This window comes from Longispora fulva (assembly GCF_015751905.1).
GTDB classification, from domain to species: Bacteria; Actinomycetota; Actinomycetes; order Mycobacteriales; family Micromonosporaceae; genus Longispora; species Longispora fulva.
Genome location: NZ_JADOUF010000001.1, coordinates 7,139,133 through 7,159,937 on the forward strand (window position 1 = coordinate 7,139,133; position 20,805 = coordinate 7,159,937).

Consider the following 20,805-nt stretch of genomic DNA (forward strand, 5'->3'; position numbering starts at 1 on the left):
ACCACCAACTATCGAAGGGACCAGCGTGTCCACGATCGCCATCGAGCACGACACCGCCGAGCAGGTCGACACCGACCAGCTCGTCACCGACTCCGACGCCCCGGCCGCCGAGCAGGCCGAGGCGCTGCCCGGCCGCTACGAGCTGATCGACGTCAAGAACGTGATTGTCAACAAGGCCAACATCCGGGAGCAGGCCACCGCCAATGCCGGGATCGTCGCCAACATGAAGGAGGAGGGCGCGGCCGGGCTGATCCAGCCGATCGTCGTGGTTGAGATCGAGCCCAAGAAGTACTCGCTGATCGCAGGTGAGGGGCGGCTGCTGTCGGCGCGCGACGCCGGGCTGAAGAAGATCCCCGCGATCATCCGCGAGGATCTGGGGCTGCGCCGCGACCAGATCGCCTCCATGCTCAAGGAGAACGTCCACCGCACCGATCTGACCTCAGCCGAGGTCGCAGCCGGGATCGAGCAGTTGCAGATCGAGGGCCTGTCCGTCACCGGCATCATGAAGAAGACCGGCATCAAGCGGGCCAAGGTCGCCCAGGCGCTGACGGTGGCCGGGATGGGCGAGGCGAAGACCGCCGTCGCCGGACTCGACATCCCCCAGGCCGCGACCGCCGCCGCGTTCGCCGACGACCCCAAGGCACTGGCCCGCCTGGTCGAGGCCGCCAAGGAGGGGCCGGACGCCTTCAAGAAGAAGGTCATCGCCGAGACCCAGACCAAGGAGTCCGCCGCCAAGCTCGCCGCCCGCACCGCCGAGTTGACCGCCGCCAAGGTCACCCTGCTGGCCAAGCAGCCCGACACCTACAACACCCCCGTCCAGCGGGTGAACGCGCTCGCCCACGACGGCAAGGCCCTCACCGCCGCCGACCACGCCACATGCCCCGGTCACGCCGCGTACCTGACCATCAGGTCATGGGACGGGGCGGTGATGGAGGACTACTACTGCACCGACTGGAAGGCCAACAAGCACAAGCAGCGCAACCAGCAGGGCGCGTTCTCGGTCACCGGCCCCCTGACTGACAAGGAGAAGGCCGCGCGTAAAGAGGTGCGCGAGAACAACGCCGCGATGCGCGTGGCCATCGCGTTCCGCCACGACTGGATCCGCGACAACCTGATGACCCGCAAGACCCTGCCCAAGGGCGCGGCCCTGCTGATCGCGGAACTGATGGTCACCGAGGCGCACCTGATCGGCCGCTGGATGCGCGACCCCGCCCGCCCCCTGCTCGCGGAGTTCATGGGCCAGGAGACGGGAAGCAAGGTCGAGGTCAAGGCCACCACCGACGCCCGGTGCCACATCTACAGCCTCGCCGTCATCGCCGCCGCCCACGAGCGCGAACTCGGCCCCCGGAGTTGGGACGGAGCACCCAACACCACCGCCGCCCGCTGGCTGACGTTCCTCGGCTCGCTCGGCTACCCGATCGACCCGATCGAACAGAAGATCATCGACAAGGTCACCGCCGACGCCAAGAAGAAGGCCAAGGCCGAAGCCAAGGCGGCGGCGAAGGCCGAGGCCAAGACCGAGCCCATGCAGGAGTCCGCCGTCCCGGACGTTCCCGCCGAGCCCGAGCCGCAGGAGCCCGACGCCGACCCGGCCGACCCCAGCGAGGCGACCACCCCGGCCGGGGAGCCGCACGGCTACGCGCTCGGCGGGTACGTCCTGGTCGAGGTGGACGACGCCTGGCACGTCATCGACCCCGACGGCGACCACATCATGACCAGCACCACCCCCACCGACGCCGCCACGGCCGCCGACTGGGCCACCGCCCGGCTCGCCGACCTGCGCGGCCTGACCGCCACCTGGTACCCCGACCACACCGCCGACCACGGCCACCACCTGCGCGCCATCACCACCACAACCCCCGAACTCGTGGCCGCCTGACCCCAGGGTGCCGCCCGGCCGACCGGGCGGCACCATCCACAAAAGACCACAACCACGCGAGCCCTGCCGGGCGCACCAACCGGCAGGGCTCGCCTCTTCACTGCCGCCACCAGGGCGACAGGCGAGAAGAGCGAAGATCAAAAGCATGTCCTCGCCGGACGGGCAGGCCAACAGGATGGCCGGGGCACCTGCCTCAACACCAGGTGATCTGTGGGTCCGGTTTCTCCTTGTGCCATCCCGCCGCCTGACCCGGAGGGTCTACCAGACCGCGCGCCCGACCAGAAGGACAAGCCGCTTCGCGGTCGCCGCAAGCGGCGATCCTTCAGCCCGGACACCCGGCCTGGTAGATCAAAGATCAGACGACGGGATGGCACAAGGCGAAACACTCAGGTGAGAGCCAACCCCGACCCGCGCCAGGCCCCGGCCAGCTCACCGCCGACCAAAAAATCTTTGACTTTCGCGCATAAGTAGGGTATCTTTAGATGTGTAAGGGGAACCGGGGCCGACCAGGAATCACACCAAGGAGTACGACGTGAGCGACATCGAAGTCAGGATCACCGGCAACATCGCCAACGAGCCCGACCTACGGATCTCCAAGACCGCCAAGTCCGTGATCAAGCTCCGGATCATGGTCAACAAGCGCGTCCCGGACGGCAATGGCGGCTGGAAGGACGGCAAGGCCACCGCCTACAACATCACCGCCTGGGACAAGCTCGCCGAGAACATCGCCCTGCGCCTGCGCAAGGGCCAGCGGGTGACCGTCGTCGCCAACGACCTGGAGCCCCGCTACTGGGTCGACAAGGAGGGCGTCACGCACGCCGAGATCGAGGTGACCGCCCAGGAGGTCTCGCTGTCGATGAAGTTCAACCAGCGCACCGCCGACGCCCCCGCCGAGCGCGAGCCCGCCGCCGCGTTCTGACCCACCCGACCAGGGCGGCGGCACTCCTGCCGCCGCCCCACCCCAAGGAGCTTGACGTGTCGCTGTACGACGACCAGGACCACAACCCGCCCACCCCCGCCGTCGTCGCCTCCATGCGCGACCTGGCCGAGCGCGAGGAGGCCGCCGCCCGGCTGCGCCGGGCGCACGCCGCCGGGATCGACCCCGCCGTCTGGATCATGTCCACCGATGCCGAGCTTGACGCGCTGATTGCCGAAGCCGAGCGGGAGGCACAGTGAAAATCCTTGTCATGCGCGGGTACACCGCCGACACCGACTGTCCACTGTGCAGCGGAACGGGGAAGCCCGAGCTGTACACGTGCCCCTGCGTGACCGAGGTCGCCGACATCGTGATCCGGCACCGGGCCAGCGGAGCGACCGAACACCACCAGTACACCCGCTGGGGATGTATCGCCCGGCTCTGGAACCCCAGCGGCATCCGCGTGGCAGCTCTACGCCCGGACGGCCGGGCCATGCTCGCCCACATCCGCATCGACGCCGCACGCAGCTGGCTCGTGCACATCCTGGAACCCGAACGTCAGGCCCCGGTCATCGTGACCGGGGACTACCTCGACGCGGAAGAACTCGCGCTGCAAGCCGCCGGTTTGACTTTCCCTCATAAGTAGGGTATCTTTAAATACATCAGGGGGACGGACGGCAACCCGGAACCCGACCAGGAATCCGACGACAAGGACGCAGCGTGAACAACGAAACCCCCGCGGTCCACGACTGGGACTCGCCGACCGAGGTCAGCCCGGTCCCGACCGAACTGGACCCGCCCGGAGCCGCCCTCGCCCGCGACATCGGACACCGGCTGGCCACCCGGATGCGCACCGAGCCCGAGAGCATCACCGTCGAGACCACGACCTGTGTCTGGGGCACGAACCTCCGATACACCCTGACCTACCCGCGCTACGGTCGACAGCACCCGCACGTGATCACCCTCTACCACTTCGCCAACTCCACTGTCGGCCCCGACCCGAGGTCCGTCCTGTACGTCGACGGCCACCAGGTCCAGTACGACCACGGGTTTCACCGGCCACTCGCCCAGGTCATGGCCGAAGTCGCATGGCTCCAGATCCTGGAGACCCGCCGCCAGCGCATCCGCGCCGCAGACTGAACCACCCCGGGCGGCGGCACCCGCCGCCGCCCGACCCTCCCGCAGCCATCAGGGCCAGCGACCCAGCTCAACACCCTAGGAGAATGCAGATGTCCATCTACGTGGCCAACGAGTGGGTCTCACCGTCCGGCGCGCGCTGGAACTCCGCCCCTGCTGACGCGGTGTGGTGCGCGATGATCATTTTCGAGCGCGCCGACGGAGAGACCGACTACGCCTACGGGTACACCGACAGCGAGGATGAGCCCGCCGACACCGACGCCCTACTCCCCGAAGGCGCGACCCTCCTGGAGACCGAGGTGAACCGCTGCCGACTCCTGGATGGCGAGACGTGGCAGTACCTCACCAAGGACGGCCAGGACATCACGAGCGACCCCGTGATGAACATGGATGACGTCGAAGAGAAACGCGTCTGGAACCCCACCGGACTGGTCGCGGCATGGCGACGCCACGGCGAGACCCGCTGGGAGCGCACCGCGTAGGGCAACTCCGTTTGACTTTCACATTTAAGTAGGGTATCTTTAGATTGTTCGAGGGGAACGGGACGGCAACCCGAACCCCGCCAGGAATCCACTAGGGAGCGAACTGATGACCTGGTTTGACGACACGTTCATCGACCCGGACAAGCGCCGTGAGGCCATCGCGCTGATCAACGAGAAGGGTCAGGATCACCTGAAGTACGCCGGAGGTGATCACGGATTCGGGCTGTTCATGCTCGCGATCGACTACGCGTGCCGGAAGCGGCTCGGCGTGTCCTGCTTCGACCTCGCGGACTACTGCTACCGCGACGCCTACGACGACGGCCTCACGCCCGTCCAGACCCTCAAGCTCGCGCTCGCGGCCGAGTTCTAGCCCCGCCTCTCCGGTGCCCAGGCTTGGGGCTGGGCACCGGACTGCGGGGGCGAAGCCGAGGGCGCATCGAGTGGCCCGCCAGGAATTGACTTTCAGGCTCTAGTAGGGTATCTTTAGATTGTTCGAGGGGAACGGGACGGCAACCCGGACCCCGCCCAGGAATCCAAGAAGGAGCGCACCTCCGTGACGCAGCTCGACCTCTCCGCCCTGGCCGGCACCAAGGGCCTCATTACGTACATCTTCAAGTCCGCCACTCTGGGTGACTGCGCCAACGGGGGGATCTCCTCCCGGTGCGACCAGGTCACGATCGTTGGCGTGGTGGACGGACGCAACCCCGGCAGGCCGACCGTGCATCGGCTGGCCGATGACTCCCAGGTCTTCGCCCCCGCCGAGGACCGGCCCGCCGTCGTGTTGTTCGCCCGAGCCCGCTACGGCCGGATCCTGGTACCTGCCACCCCCGACCTCCTGTCGCGCTGGATGGCTGGCGGGACCTACGTCGCCGCCCACGACTCGCGGCTGAGCAACCTGTGGGGCGGGTATCACGCGCTCCCGCTGCACGACCGCACCGAGCACTAGCACCCCACCCGGGGCGGCACCGCCGCCCCGGGCCCCAACCTCGGACACCACCCGAATCAGGAGCACGAATATGGAGAACAGCCCGATCTACGTCGAGGTCACCCGGCGACAGACCATGATCATCCGGGAGATTCGCGACCACGCCGCCCGCTACGCCTATCCCCACAGCGGCGCGGGTCTCAACGACCCCGTCCGCTACCTCGCGGACGGCCACATTCCCCACTGCACCCACGAAGAGCGGGAGTTCATCAAGACCTATATCCGCCTGCACCCGGAAGTCATCGACCGCCACCCCCTCACCATCGCCGAACTCGAACAGCGCGACGCCCGCGACCGTGAGCGCGCCGGACAGGTCGCCGAGCACGCCCGGGAGCTGTTCAACGTCGGCGAGTTCACCGCAGCCCTCTACCTGATCGACCGCGCCGAGCACCTGGACCCCGGAAGCTTCGCGCGGTGGGACAGGCTCCGCACGCTGATCTGCACAGCCCGGGAGCTGGACAAGAACTGTTCCGACAGCTTGATTTTCGCCTCTAAGTAGGGTATCTTTGACTGGTCGGGGCGAGGGACGGCGACCCGAGCCCCGACGGCCAGGAATCCCAGCGACACCAAGGAGACGAGATGTCCAAGGACGAAGCGCGGATGCGCAACGGCACCTACGCCGGGCTGTTCTACTCGACCACCGACGGGGCGTGGATGATGGACGCCGGATGGCTCCCCGAGGACGTGGAGCCCGTCGCGCTCAGCGAGATCACAGACGCCGCCGACTACAACAGCGCCCGGGAGTGGGGCACCGCCACGCTGGCCGAGACCGGTCGGCCCGCAGGCTTCTGGATGCCCGAGTGCCGCAACGGCCAGGCCAACCCCGCCCCGTCGTTCCAGTGGATCGAGGCCCGCGCGTGACGACCCTGACCGCCCCGGCGATCACCGAGACCCGCGACAGCTTCCCCAATGCCGAGCGCCCCCGCTACTGGCCGCAGGAGGAAGCCCACTACCGCAGCGCCCTGGAGCCCGGCGACATCGTCTGTGACGACACCGGTACCCGGTGGCGGATCACCGCCTACGACAACGCCTTCAGTCACCTCACCGCCGGGCGAATCGCCTACCTGGAGGCGACGCCCGACCGGCACGCCGCAGCGTCCGGCCGCGCGCAGGCCAGCCGCACCGCATGGGAGAACACCTTGACAGCAGCTAACGACGACAGCGCCGACCAGTTCCAGGCCGTGGCCCTGGCGTTCGAGCTGGCCGCCATCCTGGAGGACAAGGCCGCCCGACTGGAAGGGCTCGACCCGTCCACGCTGTGGGAAGAGATCCTGTGCCTGACCGAAGTCATCCGGGCCGGGGACGACAGCGCCCCCGAGGCGGGGCGCGATCTGGCGGAGAAGGTGTACACCCTCAATGAGTGGATCATGACCGACGGGAAGCACCCTCGACAGTGGACGTGGTGAACCGATCTCGCTTGACTTTCGCGTAGAAGTAGGGTATCTTTAGATCTGCGAGGGGGTCCGGTCGGCAACCCGGACCCTCGGCCAGGAATCGACACCACGAAGACGGGAACGAGCGACATGACCAGAGTGACCATCGTTGACGTACGCGGCATGTTCGGCCGCGCCGCGCGGGCCGCCGCCAGCATCGGGCTGGACACCACCGGCTGGTACCTCGAAGGCGGATCCCAGGTGCAGGGGGTGGCCTGGAGGATGCACACTCACGGGTCAGCCACGCCCGTGGCGCTGGAGAACGCGAGGATCGGGAGCACAGCGCGGGAGGCGTATGCGGCCTTGCACATGCTGGCGCTCGCCTGGGAGGCGGCGGGCACGGTCCAGGCCGAGCGCGCCCCCGAGCGCGTGCTGATCGCAGCCTGACCACCTCGGGGGCCGCCGATCGGCGGCCCCCGAGGATCTGAGTCCAGGGTTTGACTTTCACTGCCAAGTAGGGTATCTTTTAATAGTTCGAGGGGAACGGGACGGCAACCCGGACCCCGCCAGGAATCCAAGCAAGGAGAAGACGATGGCGAAGCAGAAGAAGGCTCCGGCGACCGAGGAGCAGAAAGCCGAGTGGGCCGAGGCGCGCAAGGCGAAGGTCGCGGCTCTCAAGGACCGCAGCGACGAAGCGGTCGCGGCGCTGGCCGAGCCGAAGGCGTGGGCCGCGATGCTGCACGGCATGGGGTGCTTCGGCCGCCGGTACTCGCTCCGTAACGTCCTGCTGATCATCACGCAGCTTCCGGGCGCCACGAACGTCAACGGCTTCTGGACCTGGAAGGCGCAGGGGCGCGACGTGCGCAAGGGCCAGCACGGCGCGGCGATCCTCGCCGCGATGCGCGGGACGAAGAGCACCGAAGGCGAGGCCCAGGAGCAGGCGAAGCCCGCCGCGGAGCAGGCGACGCCCGCCGAGGGCGCGCAGGGCGAGCGTAAGGGGGTGCGCGGCTTCAAGCCCGAAACCGTGTTCGACATCAGCCAGACCGCCCCGACCAACCCGGACGCGCCGGACCTCTGCCCGCCGGTGGTCGACGCCGACCGGGCCGCCATCGTCCACTGGCCCGCGATCGTTGCCCGCATCGCCACCCACGGCTACGACGTCGAGACCTGGACCGAGGGTGACGACGAGGAGGACGGCGACCAGGGCGACGGCTACGAGATCGACACCGACAGCCGCACCGTGCGGCTCACCACCAACGGCGACCTCGCCGACGCGCGCCAGGCCGTGCACGCGCTGGCCTGCCTGGAACTCGGCCAGCTCGACACCGGCGAGGGCTACGAGGCAGCGGTGGTCGACTCGGTCGCCCACATCGTCATGAGCGGACTCAAGCTCACCGCCGACGCCCCGGACCCCGAGGACTTCGACGCGATCGGCGAAGCCCTCAGCGACACCGACCCGGAAACGATCATCGAAGCCGTGGAGACCGTCGCCCAGGCCGCGCGGGACATCCTCGACGCCATCGACCCGATGCCCGAGCCCGCCGCCCGGCCCACCCGCAAGAGCTGACACCCCGGGTGCCCGGCCACGGCCGGGCACCCACCAGCCAAGCCCCACCCATCCCGCAGCTCAGCACCCGTACCGAGGAGTCCCGATGTTGTCCCCCCACCGTTCCGGCAGCACCGTCCGCTACCACGGCAGCCTCACCGACCAGCACGGCCCGTACCTGATCGACGGCTCTTGCGACTGCGCGGACTGCGACGAACGGTGGGAGATCGTGTACGCCAACTGGCGCTACTACGGAGGCGACGAGCCGACCACCACCTACCGGCTCGTCAACTACCGCACCGGTGCCGCCCTGGAGTGCGTCAACCACCACTCCGTCACCCCGGTCGAGCGGGACCAGGTCGCCGCGGAGGTGTGGCCCCGGGAGTACCTGAACCACCGACGTGCCGCCGCGCCCGCGCACTCATGACGCCGCCCCGGTCCGGCCCCCGTGGTCCGGCCTGGGGAGCCCGTCACGCTGACCGGCCCGGCTGCGCATCGAGCGCGCCGGACCGGGCGAGGGGCGCTCCGCGCCGCCCCCTCGCCCTCCCCGGGCATCCCGTCCCCGCCCACCGGATCCACCTCACGGACACCCCAGAGAAAGGCCAACCGACTGTGAACCCCACCGACCGGAAGACCGACGCCGCGATGGCCGCCCTCCTGCGGACCATCGCGCCCAACACCACCTCGCGCCACCTGCTCTACCCGATCACCACCGACCGCACCGGGCAGCTCACCGCCGAGCCCCGCCCCCTCGGCGGACCGCGCGACACCACTCCGCTCTCGCTACTCCTCGGCGGTCTGCGGATCGGCCTCACCCGCTTCCCGTCCGCCGCGGCCGGCATCGACGGCTACGCCGTCGCCCGCGCAGGCGCCTCCAGCGTCAGAGCTGCCGACCGCAGCGGCCGACTCCACATCGCCCGCTACACACGCGGCGTGAACGAGCCGGAGGTGGAGCACCACGGCGACCCCCAGGGCCTCCGCCGCCTCCCGTGGGAGAGAGCACTTGTCGCACTCGCCCAGGCCCTCCCCGCCCCCATCGGTGTTTACTTTCGAGAATAAGTAGGGTATCTTTAAATGGTGAGGGCGGGGATCCCCCCGAATCCGGGACCGGATCCCCGCTCCAGTCCAGCCAGGCAAGACGGAGGAACTGATGACCACCTGGAAAATCCTCAAGCAGGACGCGCTGCCGGACGGCCGCCTGGTCGAGCTCCGCTATCGCGAGTTCGGCGCCGGCCGCACCAAGGTCCGCAAGTGGGAGATCTACGTCGGCAACTTCCGCGTCGACTACGCGGTCAACGAGACCGATGCCGAGCACAACTACCACCTCGCGCTGAGCGGGAGCCGCCTCAACGGCCGCAGCGAACCCGTCCTGACCAGCTGCCCCGACGAGTGCCCCGAATGCGGCATCGATCTCAAGGGCGACGGATACCCGCTCAACCACAAGACCGACGAGGGCAACTTGTGCCTGTTCGCTTGGGTCAACTGGATCTGAGTGGTTGCACCAGGCTCACGGTGGGGCCCGGCGAGCGCGGGCCCCACCTTCCCGACGCAAGGTGCGTCAGCTTCTCTGAGATAAAGGGTATCTATAAATCGCTGGAGTGAGGGACGGCAACCCGAACCCCGGCCACCAGGAATCACACCGAAGGAGTACCACCGTGTCCACTTCCCGCCGCCGACCCATCGGCAACCCCCGCGACCACGCCCAGCGCATCGCCGAAGCAGTCGCCGAGACCTGGGGACGCTCCGCCAGCGGAGGCAGCGACCTGGAGATCCCCGTCGGAGTCGTCGCGGCCCTCGCGCTCGGCTGCCAGCGACTCGACTCCGACGGCCCCGCCCCCACCGATCTGCTTCTCGCGGCCACCCGGGAGGACTTCATCCAAGTGCTGCGCGACCTGTGGATCATGTTCGCCGTCACCCGCCCCGACCTGTCGCCCAACATCGGCATCGCCAGAAACTGGCTGTTCGAGGACCGCAGCGCCCACCAGCTCGGCGCCGCTCACGACGTCGGCCGCGCCGCCCTGCGCGCCGGCCTCCTCGACCTGCTCACCGACCCCGAGCACCGCCGCGGCGTCGACCTCCTCGGGCCCCTGCTCATGACAATGCGCCCCGCAAGCGCCATCTCCGGCCGGGGCCAGTTCTACACCCCGCCCGAGGTGTCCCAGGTGATGGCCAACATGCTCGGAGTCCAGCCCGGCACCACGGTCAACGAACCGTCCGCCGGAACCGGCGGCATGCTGTGCGCCGCCGCCCTGCATCTGCGCGCCAACGGCCACGACCCCGCCACCGTCACCTGGTACGCCAACGACATTGACCCGTTGGCCGTGGCCGCTCTCGCGATCAACGCCCACCTCTGGGACCTCGGGCCCCGCGTGTTGTTCGCCACCGCGAACACGCTCAGCGAACCCGACTGGATCCCCCGGGCACTCGCCGCCCGCGACGCCGCACTCTTCGAGATCAAGGCCGTCCGCATGATGGCCACGTTGCGCCACCTCACCACCCCAACCGACGACAGCCCCGAGCAGATCGCAGCCTGACCAGCCCCGGGGCCTGGACCATCCAGGCCCCGGCCGACCCGCACCCCACACACTTCGCCCCGGCCGACGCCGTCGGCCGGGGCACACCAGGAGGGCCCACCATGATCACCCCGACCGACGCCGGTCACAGTGAGACGCTGTCGCGTGGACCCCGGCCACGCTCACCCGGTAAAGTCACAGGCGACTCCAGCACGTTCGCGGCCCCGGTCGCCTTCGTTGGTGGATTCCTGGAAGGCGGCCGGGACGTTGCCGGCCCACAGCGGCAACGCGGTGGGTTTCGTTCCGGCCGCCGCTTACATCAGGCCCCGGGGGTGTACGGCATGCAGACGCGAACGGTCAACGGCCACCAGGCCACCGACCGCGACGGCGCCGCCGAACTCCTCGACCGCTCCCGCCGCTGGATCGACCTCAGCGCCAGCCCGAAGAAGCGGCCTGAGACCGGCTTCCCTGAACCGTGCGGAAAAGAAGACGGCCGCGACTGGTACCCGGTCGCTGACCTCACCGCCTACCGGGCCAAGCTCGACACCCCGAAAGAGAAAAACACGCCAGCGCGAGCTCCGCGCTCCGGCGACCCCAACGAACTGATCCCCGCGGTCGTATTCCGGGAATGGCTCGGAATCGAGCAAGGCACCTGGAAGCGCTACGTCAAGGACAGCGAAGCCGAGTGGGACGCCGGTCACGACGGGTACCTTCCGCTGTACGACGACAAGCAGCCCGGCAAGCGCGGCTGGATCTACTACTGGAAGCGCCACCGGGCCAACGAGTGGATCGACAGCCGGCCCGGCAAGGAAGGGGCGACCGGCCGCCCGGTCGGGGCGACCAAGGCCGCCGCGACCGCGACGCTCGCTGACGCCGAAGCGGCTGTGCGTGCAGCAGCCGACCGCGGCGAGGCGATGTCCGGCACGAAACTCGCCGAAGCGCTCGGTGTCCCGCTCAACCGCGCCTACGTCCTGCTCCGCCAGATCCGGGCCGCCGACACCGACGTCTCCGCCAGCTGACCGTCATACCGAAGTCCGGGACCACCAGGGCGCCGCTGTCACTCGACCGCGGCGCCCTGACTCTGTCCCCAGCTGGTGAGTCCTACCTGAGGCGCGTGCACCTCGACCACCACGTCCTCCGCCGGCGCCGGGCCGCGTTGTTCCGGAACACGCCTAGCCGGCTTGGCACGCTTGCGTGGCGCCCGCACCGGCAGCGCGTACTGCAGGTCCAGCAGCGTCGGCTCGGTCCACGCAGCCGCCGCGGCGTCGAACGCCTCCGCGTACGCCGCTTCCGCCTCCCCGGCCTGCCGCTGCGCATCCTCCTCCAGCAGCGCGCCCTGACGTCGCGCTTCCGCGACCAGGGCGGCGCCCCGCTGGCGTGCTTCCTCGACCAGCTCACGGGTCCGCACCGCCGCCGCGTCCAGGGCGCTGGCCGCGTCGTTGCGGGCCACCGCGGCGAGCCGCAGGCTCCCGATCAGCGGAATCCGGTTCTCCATCAGCTGCAGAGCTTCACGCTCGGCGTCTCTGGCCTCCTTGCGTTGCTGTCCGGCTGTCAGCCGCCGGGTCGCTGAATTCTGTGCCATGACCCGACGATAAGCCGCACACGGCCAAGGGCGCCGCATTCGCGGGAGCAAGATATCCCATTCCTAAGTAAAGCTCTGGCAGCTTCGCCGCCTGCGCTTTAACTTTGGCAATGGAAATTCATCCGACCGGGCGCGGTCGGATCAGAAATGCAACACCGAAATGCCAAAGCAATTGCATCACCCGTGAAACACCTTAGTACAAAACAATAGGGGGACCAGGTGGCCGACCAGCCCGAGGAGGACGCGCCGAACAACCACGCCATCTACTTGCGGCACCGCCGACACCGCCCGCCCGGCAAGGGCCGCATGCACGATCCGGGCGGGCGAACCGTGAACCTGGCGCTCGACGGCAAGGAGTACGCGGCGGTATTGGCAGCCGCCAAACGAGCCAAACTCCGGCCCACGAGCTGGGTCGCGGCCGTCGCGGTCTCCTTCGCCCAGGACACCACGCCGCCCATGCCGTCGCCGGGCAAGGACCTGCTCGGCGAACTCAACCAGGCCAGGACGCAACTCGGCCGGTACGGCAACAACGTCAACCAGGCCGTCAAGCAACTGCACGCCACCGGCGAGGCCCCGCCCTGGCTAACCGACGCCGTCCGCACGTGCCAGAACACGATCGCGCTCATCGACCAGCTCGTGGACGAACTGCGCAGGCGAGTGCGATGATCGGCCGCGTTCTGCAGAGCGGACAGCGCGTCGGCGGTCTCCTCGGCTACCTCTACGGCCCCGGCCGCCACCACGAGCACACCGACCCGCACATCGTCGCGTCGTGGACCAGGGAGACCGTCACCCTGGACCCGCCCCTCAACCAGGCGACCGGACGGCGCGACTTCCGCAACCTCGTGAGTCTCCTGCACGCCCCGGTCGACGCGATGCCCGCAGAGTTCCGGCCCGCCGACCCCGTCTACCACGTCGCGGTCCGCAACCGGGCCGATGACCGGATCCTGTCCGACGCCGAGTGGCAAGACGTCGCCGAGCAGATCATGCACGACACCGGCCTGGCGCGCCGCGACGACCCGGACGGCGTCCGGTGGATCGCGGTCCGCCACGCCCCAGACCACATCCACATCGTCGCCACCCTCGCCCGCGCCGACAACCGCATCGCCCGGCACGAGAACGACTGGCTGCTGATGCGCAACACCTGCAAGGTGTTCGAGCGCCGCTACGGGCTGGTCGAGACCGCCTCCGCCGACCGCACCGCCGCCCGCCGCCCCACCCGCGCCGAGACCGAGAAGGCCCGACGAGCAGGCCGCCACGAGACGGCCCGCGAACGGCTCCGCCGCGAAGTCCGGGTCGCCCTCGCCGCGGCGACCAACGAAGCGGAGTTCTTCGCGAACCTGCGCACCGCCGGCGTCATGGTGCGGCTCCGTCACTCCAGCACCAACCCGCTGGAGGTCACCGGCTACTCGGTCGGCCTCCCCGACACCCAAGCAGCCAAGGGCGGCACCATCTGGTACGGCGGCGGCAAACTCGCAGCCGACCTCACCCTGCCCAAGATCCGCCACCGCTGGAACCCCGAACCGGAGGCACCGGCCCCGGCGGATCCGAAGCCCGCCGACCCCGGACCGGCTCCGGCGCCGCAGCCCACCGAAGCCCCGACGCCGCCACCGGCAGCAGAGCCCGAACCACAGCAGGCGCCGTCTCGCCCACAGCGGCCACGGCTCAGCCCCGCCGAACGCCGCCAGATCTTCGACCAGGCGGTGCGCGCCGTCATCGGGGCCGCCGCCGACATCCGCCGCCTGCAGGGCACCGACCCGGCCGCCGCCGCGGCCATCGCCTACGCGGCCTCGGACACCCTCACCACCGCCGCCCGGATCCTGGAGGGACGCCGGGGCGGACCGCTCAGCCACGCCGCCGACGCCCTCGATCACGCCACCCGCCCCCGCAACGGCCACCCGGAGCCGATCCCGCCCAGGGCCGCGCCCCGCACCCAGTACCTGCGTTCATCCACCCGGCTATTGGCCGCCGTCCGCCGGGTCAACCCCGACGACAAGGGGCTGCAGGTCGCCGAACTCATGACCCAACTCGCCTCGCTGTCCGACACCGTGGCCGACCTGCGCGCCAGCCAACGCCGGCTCGCCCAGGCCAATGCCGCCCGCCGGGCCGCCGAGCTCCTGCGCGAGCAGGCCGCCCGCTACCCGGCCCCCACCATCGCCCCCACCCGCCCGGACCGGCCGACCCGCCGGCCGACCCCACCCCGCCGACCCACGCCCCGACCCGGGCCAGGGCCGGCACCGAGCCCGTAGAACAAGGAGTAGGCGATGACCCAGCCCATCCGCGGAGTACACGACGAATACGGCGACCCGCTACAGGAAGCCTCTCGTGCCCCGATCAGCAACGCCGTCGTCGCGACGTCGTTCCTCGAAGCCCTCGCCCGCTGGCAGCACAGCCGCGCCCAGGACAAGGCCGAGCAAGCCGAGCGCGCCGCAGCCAACGACCGCAAGACCGCAGAACAAGACCGCAAGTTCGTAGCCGACCTCGCCCGGTCCAACTCCGTCCGCGAGGCCGCCGGCAGGCTCGTCTACGAGCGCGCCTTCGAGCCCGGTTTCATGCAGCAGGCCGACCTGCGCACGCTCGGCGAGACATGGGCCGCCGCCGAAGCCCAGCACCGGTACAACCCGCGTGCCCGCGAAGCCATGGAGCGCGTCGAGGACCGGCTGTTCGACGCGATCCCCGCGCACATGGTGCAGTACGACGTCTGGATCGACCAGGGCGTGCCGCCCCGCGACGCGATGGCCCGGGTGTTCGCGCGCGTCGACAATGTCACCCCGCCGCCAGCGGAGACGGCGCGTCCGACCCGCGACCGCGCTGGAGCGCTCGAAGGCCCGCAGCCGGAGATCCAGCCCATCGCCACCCCCGACACCCCGGCCGCCGGTGCCCGGGAGGACCGGGGTGCCGTCGTTCTCGTCGGCGGCGTCTCGGACCACCTGATCCGGCCGCCGGTCGAGCCCGACGAACTCGCGCGGCTGCGCGCAGAGGTCGTCTCACTGCACCGCATCGACCGGTACCTGGAGGCGACCTCTGGCCCCGAAGGCATCAGCCCGCAGCTCCAGCAGCGCCAGCAACTGGTCCACGACAACCTCAAGCTCCAGATCAGCCGGCTGGAAGTCCTCCTCGCCCCAGCCCCGGAGACCGTGACACTCGACCAGCTCCGCGAGGAAGCCAAGCGGCTCACCATGATGGTGAACCTCCGCCAGGACTACCTCAACGAGATGGTCACCGAGTACGTCACCCGCCCCGATGTGGCACCCAGCTACATCGAATTCCTCGGCCGCAAAGTCGACCAGCACTCAGCGAACCTCCGCACGATCGAAGGCGAACTGCTCGCCGAACCCCACCCCGGCAGGGCGGACAACGAGCGCAAGAAAGCCGCGTACGATATGACCACGCCCGACCTCGCGGCGACATCTACAGTGGACGAGCACGCCCAGGGCGTCATCGACGCCCGCCGGCACCTCGGCGTCGCCGAGCAGGACACCGCAGCACCCCGCAGCGCCCCGCAGCTGGCGATGGAGTCGTTCCCGACCCCGGCCGCCGCCGATGTGGCCGCGGCCAAGGCCAAGCCGACTGGCCCGGCGCCCCGGCCCCGCAAGGCCGCTGCCCCGGCGCCCCGACCCGCAACACCGAACACGGGGGGATGACCTCGATGCTGACCGTGCACCGCGACGACCCAGAGGGCGCGACGTACTCCGAGGTCAAATGCGATCTCGAACTCACCGACGACTGCCACTACACGCTCGAAATCGATGGCGAGCCCGGCCAGACCGAAGAGCAGGTCGCCGCCGTGGCGGCCTCCGAACACGGCTGGGTGTTCAACGTCCGGCAGCACAAGTGGGCGTGCCCGCCCTGTGCCGCCCGAGACCAGCAGCGCCGCCGCGCCTCCACTCTCGCCAGCGAGGCGTACCCCCGCGCGATCAGCGACGACGTCATCGAAGCCGCCGCCCGCGCAGAGAAGTAACCCGCGCCACTAACCGGAAATATTGTTGATCAAACCGTGGCCCGTTGGCACACTTGATCTACAACGCGAGGTGAAAACCCGCCCGATCGGCCCACTTCCCCCGTGGTGTGTCGCGCGGGCGGCGTTGCGAACAGTTCCACATGCGTCGAGCCCCGCCGGTTGTCCGGTGGGGCTCGACGTGTCTCTGGGCGAGTCGAGCTTGACATGTACGTACAGGTGTTCGATAGCCTGGTCGACGTGCCAGTCCAGTTGACCCGCATTGACGGGCGATCCAGTTTCGTATCGGTACCGCCCTCTCCCTGCCCGGAGTGTCGCGTCATCCTGGCGTGTGAGGACGCCCGAGTGGAGTGGGAACGGCACGGCACAGAACTGCGGGCCATCTGGATCTGTACCTGCGGAGCACGCCTGCCCGAGGTTTACGGCCAGTAGACAACGCGCCTACCAACGCCTCGTTATCCACAGCACCCGAGTTATCCACAGGGCCCCCACGCGCCCGGGTGCGGGCTGCGAGGGTGTTCGTGCGGGGCGAGGTCACCGCACGAACGCCGGCCACGGCCGCGGCAGGTGGGGCGGTCACGTTCGGCAGGCCACTCGCCGGAAGGGGCGCGGCATCCAGCCGCGCCCCTTCCGTTCAGCACCAGCTCCTTAGCCGCCGCGCCCGACCGTGGACTCCGGGCAGGACGGGCCGTAGCTAGTGCTTCGCCTCCCGTCGGAACGCTCGCACGTCGAGCGTCCCCGCCGCGAGGAAGCCGACACCAAGGGCGGGCGGAAGCCAGGGGCCGACCACCGCCCATCCTTCGTGATCTGGGGTGAGCACGAGGGCCAGGAGCGTCAACGCGGCGACGATGACGACCGCCCCGCCCCGCCAGACCTCCCGGGACCGCAGTTCCAGTCGGCGTACCTCTTCGGGCACTGCGGTCCCGCGCAGCGCGGCGTGCCCCTTGGCCAGGGAGACCACGGCGCCGATGAACAGATGCACGATGACGTTGGTCAAGCACGTGATCACCGTGAGCAGGACCAGGGCCGCTGGCCAGTTGTAGGGCGTCACGACCGGTCATCCCACCAGGTGCAGCGCCAGGCCCGGACCGCGAACAGCGCGGCCCCCGCCAGGAAGAACCCCGTCGCCGCGCCGGCTAGCCACAGCAGGACGCCCCTGGCCGGGCCGGTGTCGGCGGGCAGGATCGAGGCGAGCGTGCCCCAGCCGACGGCGAACAGCACGCCCGCGGTGAGGTACAGCCCGAAGTGGGTCAGCTCCCGGGAGAGGTTCGGGTCGCCGGCCATCAGACGCCGTCCCGGGCGTTGTCGCGGGCGCGGGCCCGCCCGACGAGCAGGCACAGGCCGACCGCGACCACCACGAGTGTGACCACGAGCGCCAGCGCCCGCCAGGCGGCCAGGGGCCGGGTCCAGCTGATCGTGACCGCCAGCCCGCATCCGGTCTGGCCGGGTGGGCACTCGATCGGCTCGAAGTGCAGGAAGTACTGGCCCTTGTCCAGACAGACCTGGTCGCCGCACTGCCGGGGCGCCCAGCCCTCATCCTTCGCGCGCTGCACGGCGTCGGCGACCGTGGGCGGCTCGTGCAGCCGCCACGTGATCGAGGTGTGCCGGGCACCGGCCGGGCCGTCGACGGTGGGCGCGGAGACGTCCCACTCAGGCGGGGCGAGGTCGGTCATCTCGGCCACGGCCTGCTCGCGCAGGTCCGTGTCCGTTCGCGGTTTGATCAGCGCGCCCACGCAGCCGAGGATCAGCACGATGATCGCGGCGGCCAGGACGCGGCGGGCGGTTCGGCTCATGCTCTGCTCCTGCTCGGGATGACGGCGGGCCGGACGGCACCGCCGGAGGACGAGATTGAGGTCGACGCGGGCGGAGGCCGGCGGCGCAGGCGTGCCCACCGGCCACCGGCGGCCACCAGCAGGACGGCCACGGTCGCGGGGAACGCCAGCGCGTCGCGGATCCACGGATCCGACCAGCTGATGGCCACCCGCAACCGGCACGCACGCAGGCCGGGCCGGCAGGGTGATTCGACGGTCAGCCGGTAACCGGCCTTGACCCAGCACGACAACGGCGGCCCGCACGGCTGGGCTGTCCATCCGTTCGCGCGAGCCCGCGCCGTCAGCACCGTGTCGGTCGCAGCCGGCTGGTCGAGCCGCCAGCCGATGAGGGTGTCCACGCCATCGGCGACCGCTACACCCCAGTCGGCCGGTACCAGCTCGCGCAGTTGCCGTTCGGCGGCGTGCCGGGTGGCCCGTCGGTCCAGAGCCGGCACGGCGAGGGCGGCCACCGCGATCAGCGCCGCGGCGACCACCATCCACACCACGGCTGCCCGCCTCACCGCGGCCCGCCAGGCTGGTACCGGACCCACAGGTCCAGCCGGGGACCGAGCAGGCTCACCCCTGCCGTCTGGCGGGTCATGAACTCCGCGGCGGGCAGCGCCGGGATCTGGTCGTGGACGATCGCGGCCAGCAGGCCCGGCCAGACCTGATCTGCGGGCAGCCGCACCCACTGGCCTGGCCACCGTCGCGCCCGCTCGGCGGCGGTGGCCAGGTCGGGAGTCCGCACGGTCGGGGCCCACCGGCGGTTCACAGCAGCCTGACCGGGTGCTGCGAAAACCACATCCCGCACTCGATCACGAAGCAGATGTGCAGGCTGGAGGTCCAGTCTGACCGATCCGACTCCGCCCGCTTCACCACCCACGCGACCGTGTCCCGGTCGAGCAGAGTCCACACCGGAGACGACGACTCGGCCAGCAGGTCCCGGGCCGCGCCCCACAAGTACCGCTGGAACTCGATCGACGCGGCCACCGGGAAGCCGGACTTGCGCCGCCACGCAACCTTCTCCGGCAGCAAGCCCTCCACCGCCCGGCGCAGCAGACCTTTCTCCATGCCGGCCTGCCTGCGCCACTCGATCGGGATGCTGCGCGCGTACTCCACCAGCGGCAGGTGCAGGAACGGCACCCTGGCCTCCACACCCACCGACATCGCGAGGCGGTCTTTGCGCCGGAGCAGGAACTGCAGGTAGTACTCGTCGGTGAGGTGGTAGATCTCCCGCAGCCGCCGGGCCGGGCCACGTTCCCCGCGCAGATGCGGCACCTCGTCCAGGGCCTCCTGGTAGCGCTGCCGGCGGTAGGCGCCGGGCTGCACGGCCTCCGTGACGTCCTTGCGCAGCAGGTAGTCCATCGGGCGGTAGGACCGCGTCCAGGGGAAGGTGTCCGGCTCGGCACCGCTGAGTTGGTGCCAGGCGTAGCCGCCGGCCAGCTCGTCGGCGCCCTCGCCGGACAGCACCACCGGCGTGTGGGGACCGAGGTGTTCCAGCAGCAGCCGCAGTGGCACGTTGATCGGCCCGTACCCGGGCAGGTCCATGGCCTGCACGGTCGCGGCGTGCCCGGCGATCAGGTCCGTCACCGTGACGTAATGCGTGGTGTGCCTGGAGCCGATGTGTTCGGCGACCAGCTCGGCGTACGGGGTGTCCCGGTCGACGTGGAGGGCGGAGGAGGCGTAATTGCCGCCGCCGTCGTAGTCCACCGCCCAGGTCGGCAGCCCGTCGACGTCGAGCAGCGCGGCGATCGAGCTGGAGTCCAGCCCGCCGGACAGTAGCGCCCCGACCGGCCGATCCGCCCCGCTCTGCGCGGCGACCGCTTCCTCCAGCAGGCCGCGGAGCGTGTCGACGGTGGTCGTCACGTCGTCGGGATGCTCGTGCGGGGTCCACCGCCAGTACTGCCGGACCTTGGCGTGACGTCCGGTGACGGTGACGATCGTGCCGGGCCGTACATCCTGCAGCCCGGCGAACACGGCGTGACCCGGGCTCGTGTTCGGGGCCAGGGCGAACAGCTCCGCGATCCCGGTACGGTCCAGGGCCGCCTCCACCCGCGGGTGCTGCAGCACCGCCTTGGCTTCCGAGCCGAACACCGTGCCCCCGTCGCCGGTCCTCGCGTACAGCAGGGGCTTGATCCCGAGGTGGTCACGGACCAGGAACAGCGACCTCACCGCCTCGTCCCAGACGGCGAAGGCGAACATGCCCACCAGGCGCTCGGGCGCGGCCGGACCCCACTCGATCCACGCCCGCAGCACCACCTCCGTGTCGGACCGGGACGTGAACCGATGGCCGAGTTGCTGCAGCTGCCGTCGCAGCTGGCGGTGGTTGTACACCTCGCCGGAATAGACCACCGCGACCAGCCCGCCGGCCCGGCCGACGGCCGTCATCGGCTGGGCGCCCCCGGCGGCGTCCAGCACCGCCAGCCGGGTGTGGCCGAGCGCGATCTCCTCGCCGATCAGCACGTCGTCTGCGTCCGGGCCGCGCGGCAGGAGCGCGTTGGTCATCGCCCGGATAACCTCGGGTTCGTTCTTCGGGCTGATCGCCCAGCTCGTGTAGCCGGTGATGCCGCACATCGTGTTCTCCCTCAGCGTGGTCGTGGTTGTCGGGAACGGTTGCGATGCCTGT

Annotated in this window: 29 protein-coding genes; 22 read left to right on the forward strand and 7 right to left on the reverse strand. The window is 70.1% G+C overall.

Features of this window, described 5'->3' with window-relative positions:
- The first annotated feature begins 25 nt into the window (after positions 1–25).
- The 18 genes from IW245_RS41865 (at position 26) to IW245_RS33015 (ending at position 11,850) form a co-directional block, all read left to right on the forward strand.
- The gene (locus IW245_RS41865) at positions 26–1,879 is read left to right on the forward strand and encodes a ParB/RepB/Spo0J family partition protein (RefSeq protein WP_197007008.1); all 1,854 of its coding nucleotides are present in this window, start codon (positions 26–28) and stop codon (positions 1,877–1,879) included.
- 532 nt (positions 1,880–2,411) lie between these two features.
- Positions 2,412–2,798, forward strand: coding sequence for a single-stranded DNA-binding protein (locus tag IW245_RS32935; RefSeq protein WP_197007009.1), 387 nt, complete (start codon positions 2,412–2,414; stop codon positions 2,796–2,798).
- A 56-nt stretch (positions 2,799–2,854) separates the two neighbouring features.
- Positions 2,855–3,055, forward strand: coding sequence for a hypothetical protein (locus tag IW245_RS32940; RefSeq protein ID WP_197007010.1), 201 nt, complete (start codon positions 2,855–2,857; stop codon positions 3,053–3,055).
- 11 nt (positions 3,056–3,066) lie between these two features.
- Entirely contained in the window at positions 3,067–3,441 is a 375-nt protein-coding gene (locus IW245_RS32945) for a hypothetical protein (RefSeq protein WP_197007011.1), read from the forward strand.
- Between the two features lie 74 nt (positions 3,442–3,515).
- Positions 3,516–3,935 (forward strand): hypothetical protein, encoded by a 420-nt coding sequence (locus tag IW245_RS32950; RefSeq protein WP_197007012.1) that lies wholly within the window; start codon positions 3,516–3,518, stop codon positions 3,933–3,935.
- Positions 3,936–4,018: 83 nt separating this feature from the next.
- Complete coding sequence (locus tag IW245_RS32955; RefSeq protein WP_197007013.1) at positions 4,019–4,414, forward strand: hypothetical protein; 396 nt, start codon at positions 4,019–4,021, stop codon at positions 4,412–4,414.
- A gap of 106 nt (positions 4,415–4,520) precedes the next feature.
- Complete coding sequence (locus IW245_RS32960) at positions 4,521–4,784, forward strand: DUF5419 family protein (protein WP_197007014.1); 264 nt, start codon at positions 4,521–4,523, stop codon at positions 4,782–4,784.
- A 183-nt stretch (positions 4,785–4,967) separates the two neighbouring features.
- Positions 4,968–5,360, forward strand: a complete 393-nt coding sequence (locus tag IW245_RS32965; RefSeq protein ID WP_197007015.1) for a DUF8317 domain-containing protein — start codon at positions 4,968–4,970, stop codon at positions 5,358–5,360.
- A 70-nt stretch (positions 5,361–5,430) separates the two neighbouring features.
- Positions 5,431–5,898, forward strand: a complete 468-nt coding sequence (locus IW245_RS32970; RefSeq protein WP_197007016.1) for a hypothetical protein — start codon at positions 5,431–5,433, stop codon at positions 5,896–5,898.
- 80 nt (positions 5,899–5,978) lie between these two features.
- A complete protein-coding gene (locus IW245_RS32975; protein ID WP_197007017.1) occupies positions 5,979–6,260 on the forward strand; it encodes a hypothetical protein in 282 nt (93 codons plus the stop codon).
- On the forward strand, positions 6,257–6,805 hold the full coding sequence (locus IW245_RS32980) for a hypothetical protein (RefSeq protein ID WP_197007018.1): 549 nt from the start codon (positions 6,257–6,259) through the stop codon (positions 6,803–6,805). Before IW245_RS32975 ends, IW245_RS32980 begins: the two co-directional genes overlap by 4 nt.
- 126 nt (positions 6,806–6,931) lie before the next feature.
- A complete protein-coding gene (locus IW245_RS32985) occupies positions 6,932–7,219 on the forward strand; it encodes a hypothetical protein (protein WP_197007019.1) in 288 nt (95 codons plus the stop codon).
- A 145-nt stretch (positions 7,220–7,364) separates the two neighbouring features.
- Positions 7,365–8,339 (forward strand): ArdC family protein, encoded by a 975-nt coding sequence (locus tag IW245_RS32990; RefSeq protein WP_197007020.1) that lies wholly within the window; start codon positions 7,365–7,367, stop codon positions 8,337–8,339.
- An 85-nt stretch (positions 8,340–8,424) separates the two neighbouring features.
- Positions 8,425–8,745, forward strand: coding sequence for a hypothetical protein (locus IW245_RS32995; RefSeq protein ID WP_197007021.1), 321 nt, complete (start codon positions 8,425–8,427; stop codon positions 8,743–8,745).
- A 185-nt stretch (positions 8,746–8,930) separates the two neighbouring features.
- Entirely contained in the window at positions 8,931–9,377 is a 447-nt protein-coding gene (locus tag IW245_RS33000; RefSeq protein WP_197007022.1) for a hypothetical protein, read from the forward strand.
- Positions 9,378–9,468: 91 nt separating this feature from the next.
- Positions 9,469–9,810, forward strand: a complete 342-nt coding sequence (locus IW245_RS33005; RefSeq protein WP_197007023.1) for a hypothetical protein — start codon at positions 9,469–9,471, stop codon at positions 9,808–9,810.
- A gap of 163 nt (positions 9,811–9,973) precedes the next feature.
- Positions 9,974–10,852 carry an N-6 DNA methylase gene (locus tag IW245_RS42455; protein ID WP_197007024.1) on the forward strand — a complete coding sequence of 293 codons (879 nt, stop codon included), beginning with the start codon at positions 9,974–9,976 and terminating at the stop codon, positions 10,850–10,852.
- A gap of 320 nt (positions 10,853–11,172) precedes the next feature.
- The gene (locus IW245_RS33015) at positions 11,173–11,850 is read left to right on the forward strand and encodes a hypothetical protein (protein ID WP_197007025.1); all 678 of its coding nucleotides are present in this window, start codon (positions 11,173–11,175) and stop codon (positions 11,848–11,850) included.
- Positions 11,851–11,888: 38 nt separating this feature from the next.
- Here the strand turns inward: IW245_RS33015 and IW245_RS33020 are convergent, their stop codons facing one another.
- Positions 11,889–12,413, reverse strand: coding sequence for a hypothetical protein (locus tag IW245_RS33020; RefSeq protein WP_197007026.1), 525 nt, complete (start codon positions 12,411–12,413; stop codon positions 11,889–11,891).
- 219 nt (positions 12,414–12,632) lie between these two features.
- Here IW245_RS33020 and mobC point away from each other — a divergent pair, with 219 nt between their 5' ends.
- From mobC to IW245_RS33040, 4 genes are read left to right on the forward strand one after another with little or no spacing between them, the layout of a single operon-like run.
- Positions 12,633–13,079 (forward strand): plasmid mobilization relaxosome protein MobC, encoded by a 447-nt coding sequence (gene mobC, locus IW245_RS42460; protein ID WP_197007027.1) that lies wholly within the window; start codon positions 12,633–12,635, stop codon positions 13,077–13,079.
- Entirely contained in the window at positions 13,076–14,659 is a 1,584-nt protein-coding gene (locus tag IW245_RS33030) for a relaxase/mobilization nuclease domain-containing protein (RefSeq protein WP_197007028.1), read from the forward strand. Before mobC ends, IW245_RS33030 begins: the two co-directional genes overlap by 4 nt.
- A gap of 15 nt (positions 14,660–14,674) precedes the next feature.
- Positions 14,675–16,054 carry a hypothetical protein gene (locus IW245_RS33035; RefSeq protein WP_197007029.1) on the forward strand — a complete coding sequence of 460 codons (1,380 nt, stop codon included), beginning with the start codon at positions 14,675–14,677 and terminating at the stop codon, positions 16,052–16,054.
- 5 nt (positions 16,055–16,059) lie between these two features.
- Entirely contained in the window at positions 16,060–16,371 is a 312-nt protein-coding gene (locus IW245_RS33040; protein ID WP_197007030.1) for a hypothetical protein, read from the forward strand.
- Between the two features lie 691 nt (positions 16,372–17,062).
- On the opposite strand, the gene IW245_RS33045 is transcribed toward IW245_RS33040, so the two are convergent.
- Genes IW245_RS33045 through asnB form a run of 6 tightly spaced genes read right to left on the reverse strand, consistent with a single transcriptional unit; the run spans position 17,063 to position 20,753 of the window.
- Complete coding sequence (locus tag IW245_RS33045; RefSeq protein ID WP_197007031.1) at positions 17,063–17,419, reverse strand: hypothetical protein; 357 nt, start codon at positions 17,417–17,419, stop codon at positions 17,063–17,065.
- A complete protein-coding gene (locus IW245_RS33050; RefSeq protein ID WP_197007032.1) occupies positions 17,416–17,652 on the reverse strand; it encodes a hypothetical protein in 237 nt (78 codons plus the stop codon). Before IW245_RS33050 ends, IW245_RS33045 begins: the two co-directional genes overlap by 4 nt.
- Positions 17,652–18,161 carry a hypothetical protein gene (locus IW245_RS33055; RefSeq protein WP_197007033.1) on the reverse strand — a complete coding sequence of 170 codons (510 nt, stop codon included), beginning with the start codon at positions 18,159–18,161 and terminating at the stop codon, positions 17,652–17,654. The genes IW245_RS33050 and IW245_RS33055 overlap by 1 nt, the downstream gene beginning before the upstream one ends.
- Entirely contained in the window at positions 18,158–18,700 is a 543-nt protein-coding gene (locus tag IW245_RS33060) for a hypothetical protein (RefSeq protein WP_197007034.1), read from the reverse strand. Before IW245_RS33060 ends, IW245_RS33055 begins: the two co-directional genes overlap by 4 nt.
- Complete coding sequence (locus IW245_RS33065) at positions 18,697–18,927, reverse strand: hypothetical protein (protein ID WP_197007035.1); 231 nt, start codon at positions 18,925–18,927, stop codon at positions 18,697–18,699. The genes IW245_RS33060 and IW245_RS33065 overlap by 4 nt, the downstream gene beginning before the upstream one ends.
- Positions 18,928–18,947: 20 nt before the next feature.
- The gene (gene asnB / locus IW245_RS33070; RefSeq protein WP_197007036.1) at positions 18,948–20,753 is read right to left on the reverse strand and encodes an asparagine synthase (glutamine-hydrolyzing); all 1,806 of its coding nucleotides are present in this window, start codon (positions 20,751–20,753) and stop codon (positions 18,948–18,950) included.
- Positions 20,754–20,805: the final 52 nt, after the last annotated feature.

What these genes read in the sequence shown, in the direction of transcription:
- IW245_RS32945 (WP_197007011.1), top strand. Translation starts at nt 3,067, where the DNA reads ATGCGCGGGTACACCGCCGACACCGACTGTCCACTGTGCAGCGGAACG.
- IW245_RS32955 (WP_197007013.1), top strand. Translation starts at nt 4,019, where the DNA reads ATGCAGATGTCCATCTACGTGGCCAACGAGTGGGTCTCACCGTCCGGC.
- IW245_RS32960 (WP_197007014.1), top strand. Translation starts at nt 4,521, where the DNA reads ATGACCTGGTTTGACGACACGTTCATCGACCCGGACAAGCGCCGTGAG.
- IW245_RS32970 (WP_197007016.1), top strand. Translation starts at nt 5,431, where the DNA reads ATGGAGAACAGCCCGATCTACGTCGAGGTCACCCGGCGACAGACCATG.
- IW245_RS32975 (WP_197007017.1), top strand. Translation starts at nt 5,979, where the DNA reads ATGTCCAAGGACGAAGCGCGGATGCGCAACGGCACCTACGCCGGGCTG.
- IW245_RS32990 (WP_197007020.1), top strand. Translation starts at nt 7,365, where the DNA reads ATGGCGAAGCAGAAGAAGGCTCCGGCGACCGAGGAGCAGAAAGCCGAG.
- IW245_RS32995 (WP_197007021.1), top strand. Translation starts at nt 8,425, where the DNA reads ATGTTGTCCCCCCACCGTTCCGGCAGCACCGTCCGCTACCACGGCAGC.
- IW245_RS33005 (WP_197007023.1), top strand. Translation starts at nt 9,469, where the DNA reads ATGACCACCTGGAAAATCCTCAAGCAGGACGCGCTGCCGGACGGCCGC.
- IW245_RS33015 (WP_197007025.1), top strand. Translation starts at nt 11,173, where the DNA reads ATGCAGACGCGAACGGTCAACGGCCACCAGGCCACCGACCGCGACGGC.
- IW245_RS33020 (WP_197007026.1), bottom strand. Translation starts at nt 12,413, where the DNA reads ATGGCACAGAATTCAGCGACCCGGCGGCTGACAGCCGGACAGCAACGC.
- IW245_RS33030 (WP_197007028.1), top strand. Translation starts at nt 13,076, where the DNA reads ATGATCGGCCGCGTTCTGCAGAGCGGACAGCGCGTCGGCGGTCTCCTC.
- IW245_RS33035 (WP_197007029.1), top strand. Translation starts at nt 14,675, where the DNA reads ATGACCCAGCCCATCCGCGGAGTACACGACGAATACGGCGACCCGCTA.
- IW245_RS33040 (WP_197007030.1), top strand. Translation starts at nt 16,060, where the DNA reads ATGCTGACCGTGCACCGCGACGACCCAGAGGGCGCGACGTACTCCGAG.
- IW245_RS33050 (WP_197007032.1), bottom strand. Translation starts at nt 17,652, where the DNA reads ATGGCCGGCGACCCGAACCTCTCCCGGGAGCTGACCCACTTCGGGCTG.
- IW245_RS33055 (WP_197007033.1), bottom strand. Translation starts at nt 18,161, where the DNA reads ATGAGCCGAACCGCCCGCCGCGTCCTGGCCGCCGCGATCATCGTGCTG.
- asnB (WP_197007036.1), bottom strand. Translation starts at nt 20,753, where the DNA reads ATGTGCGGCATCACCGGCTACACGAGCTGGGCGATCAGCCCGAAGAAC.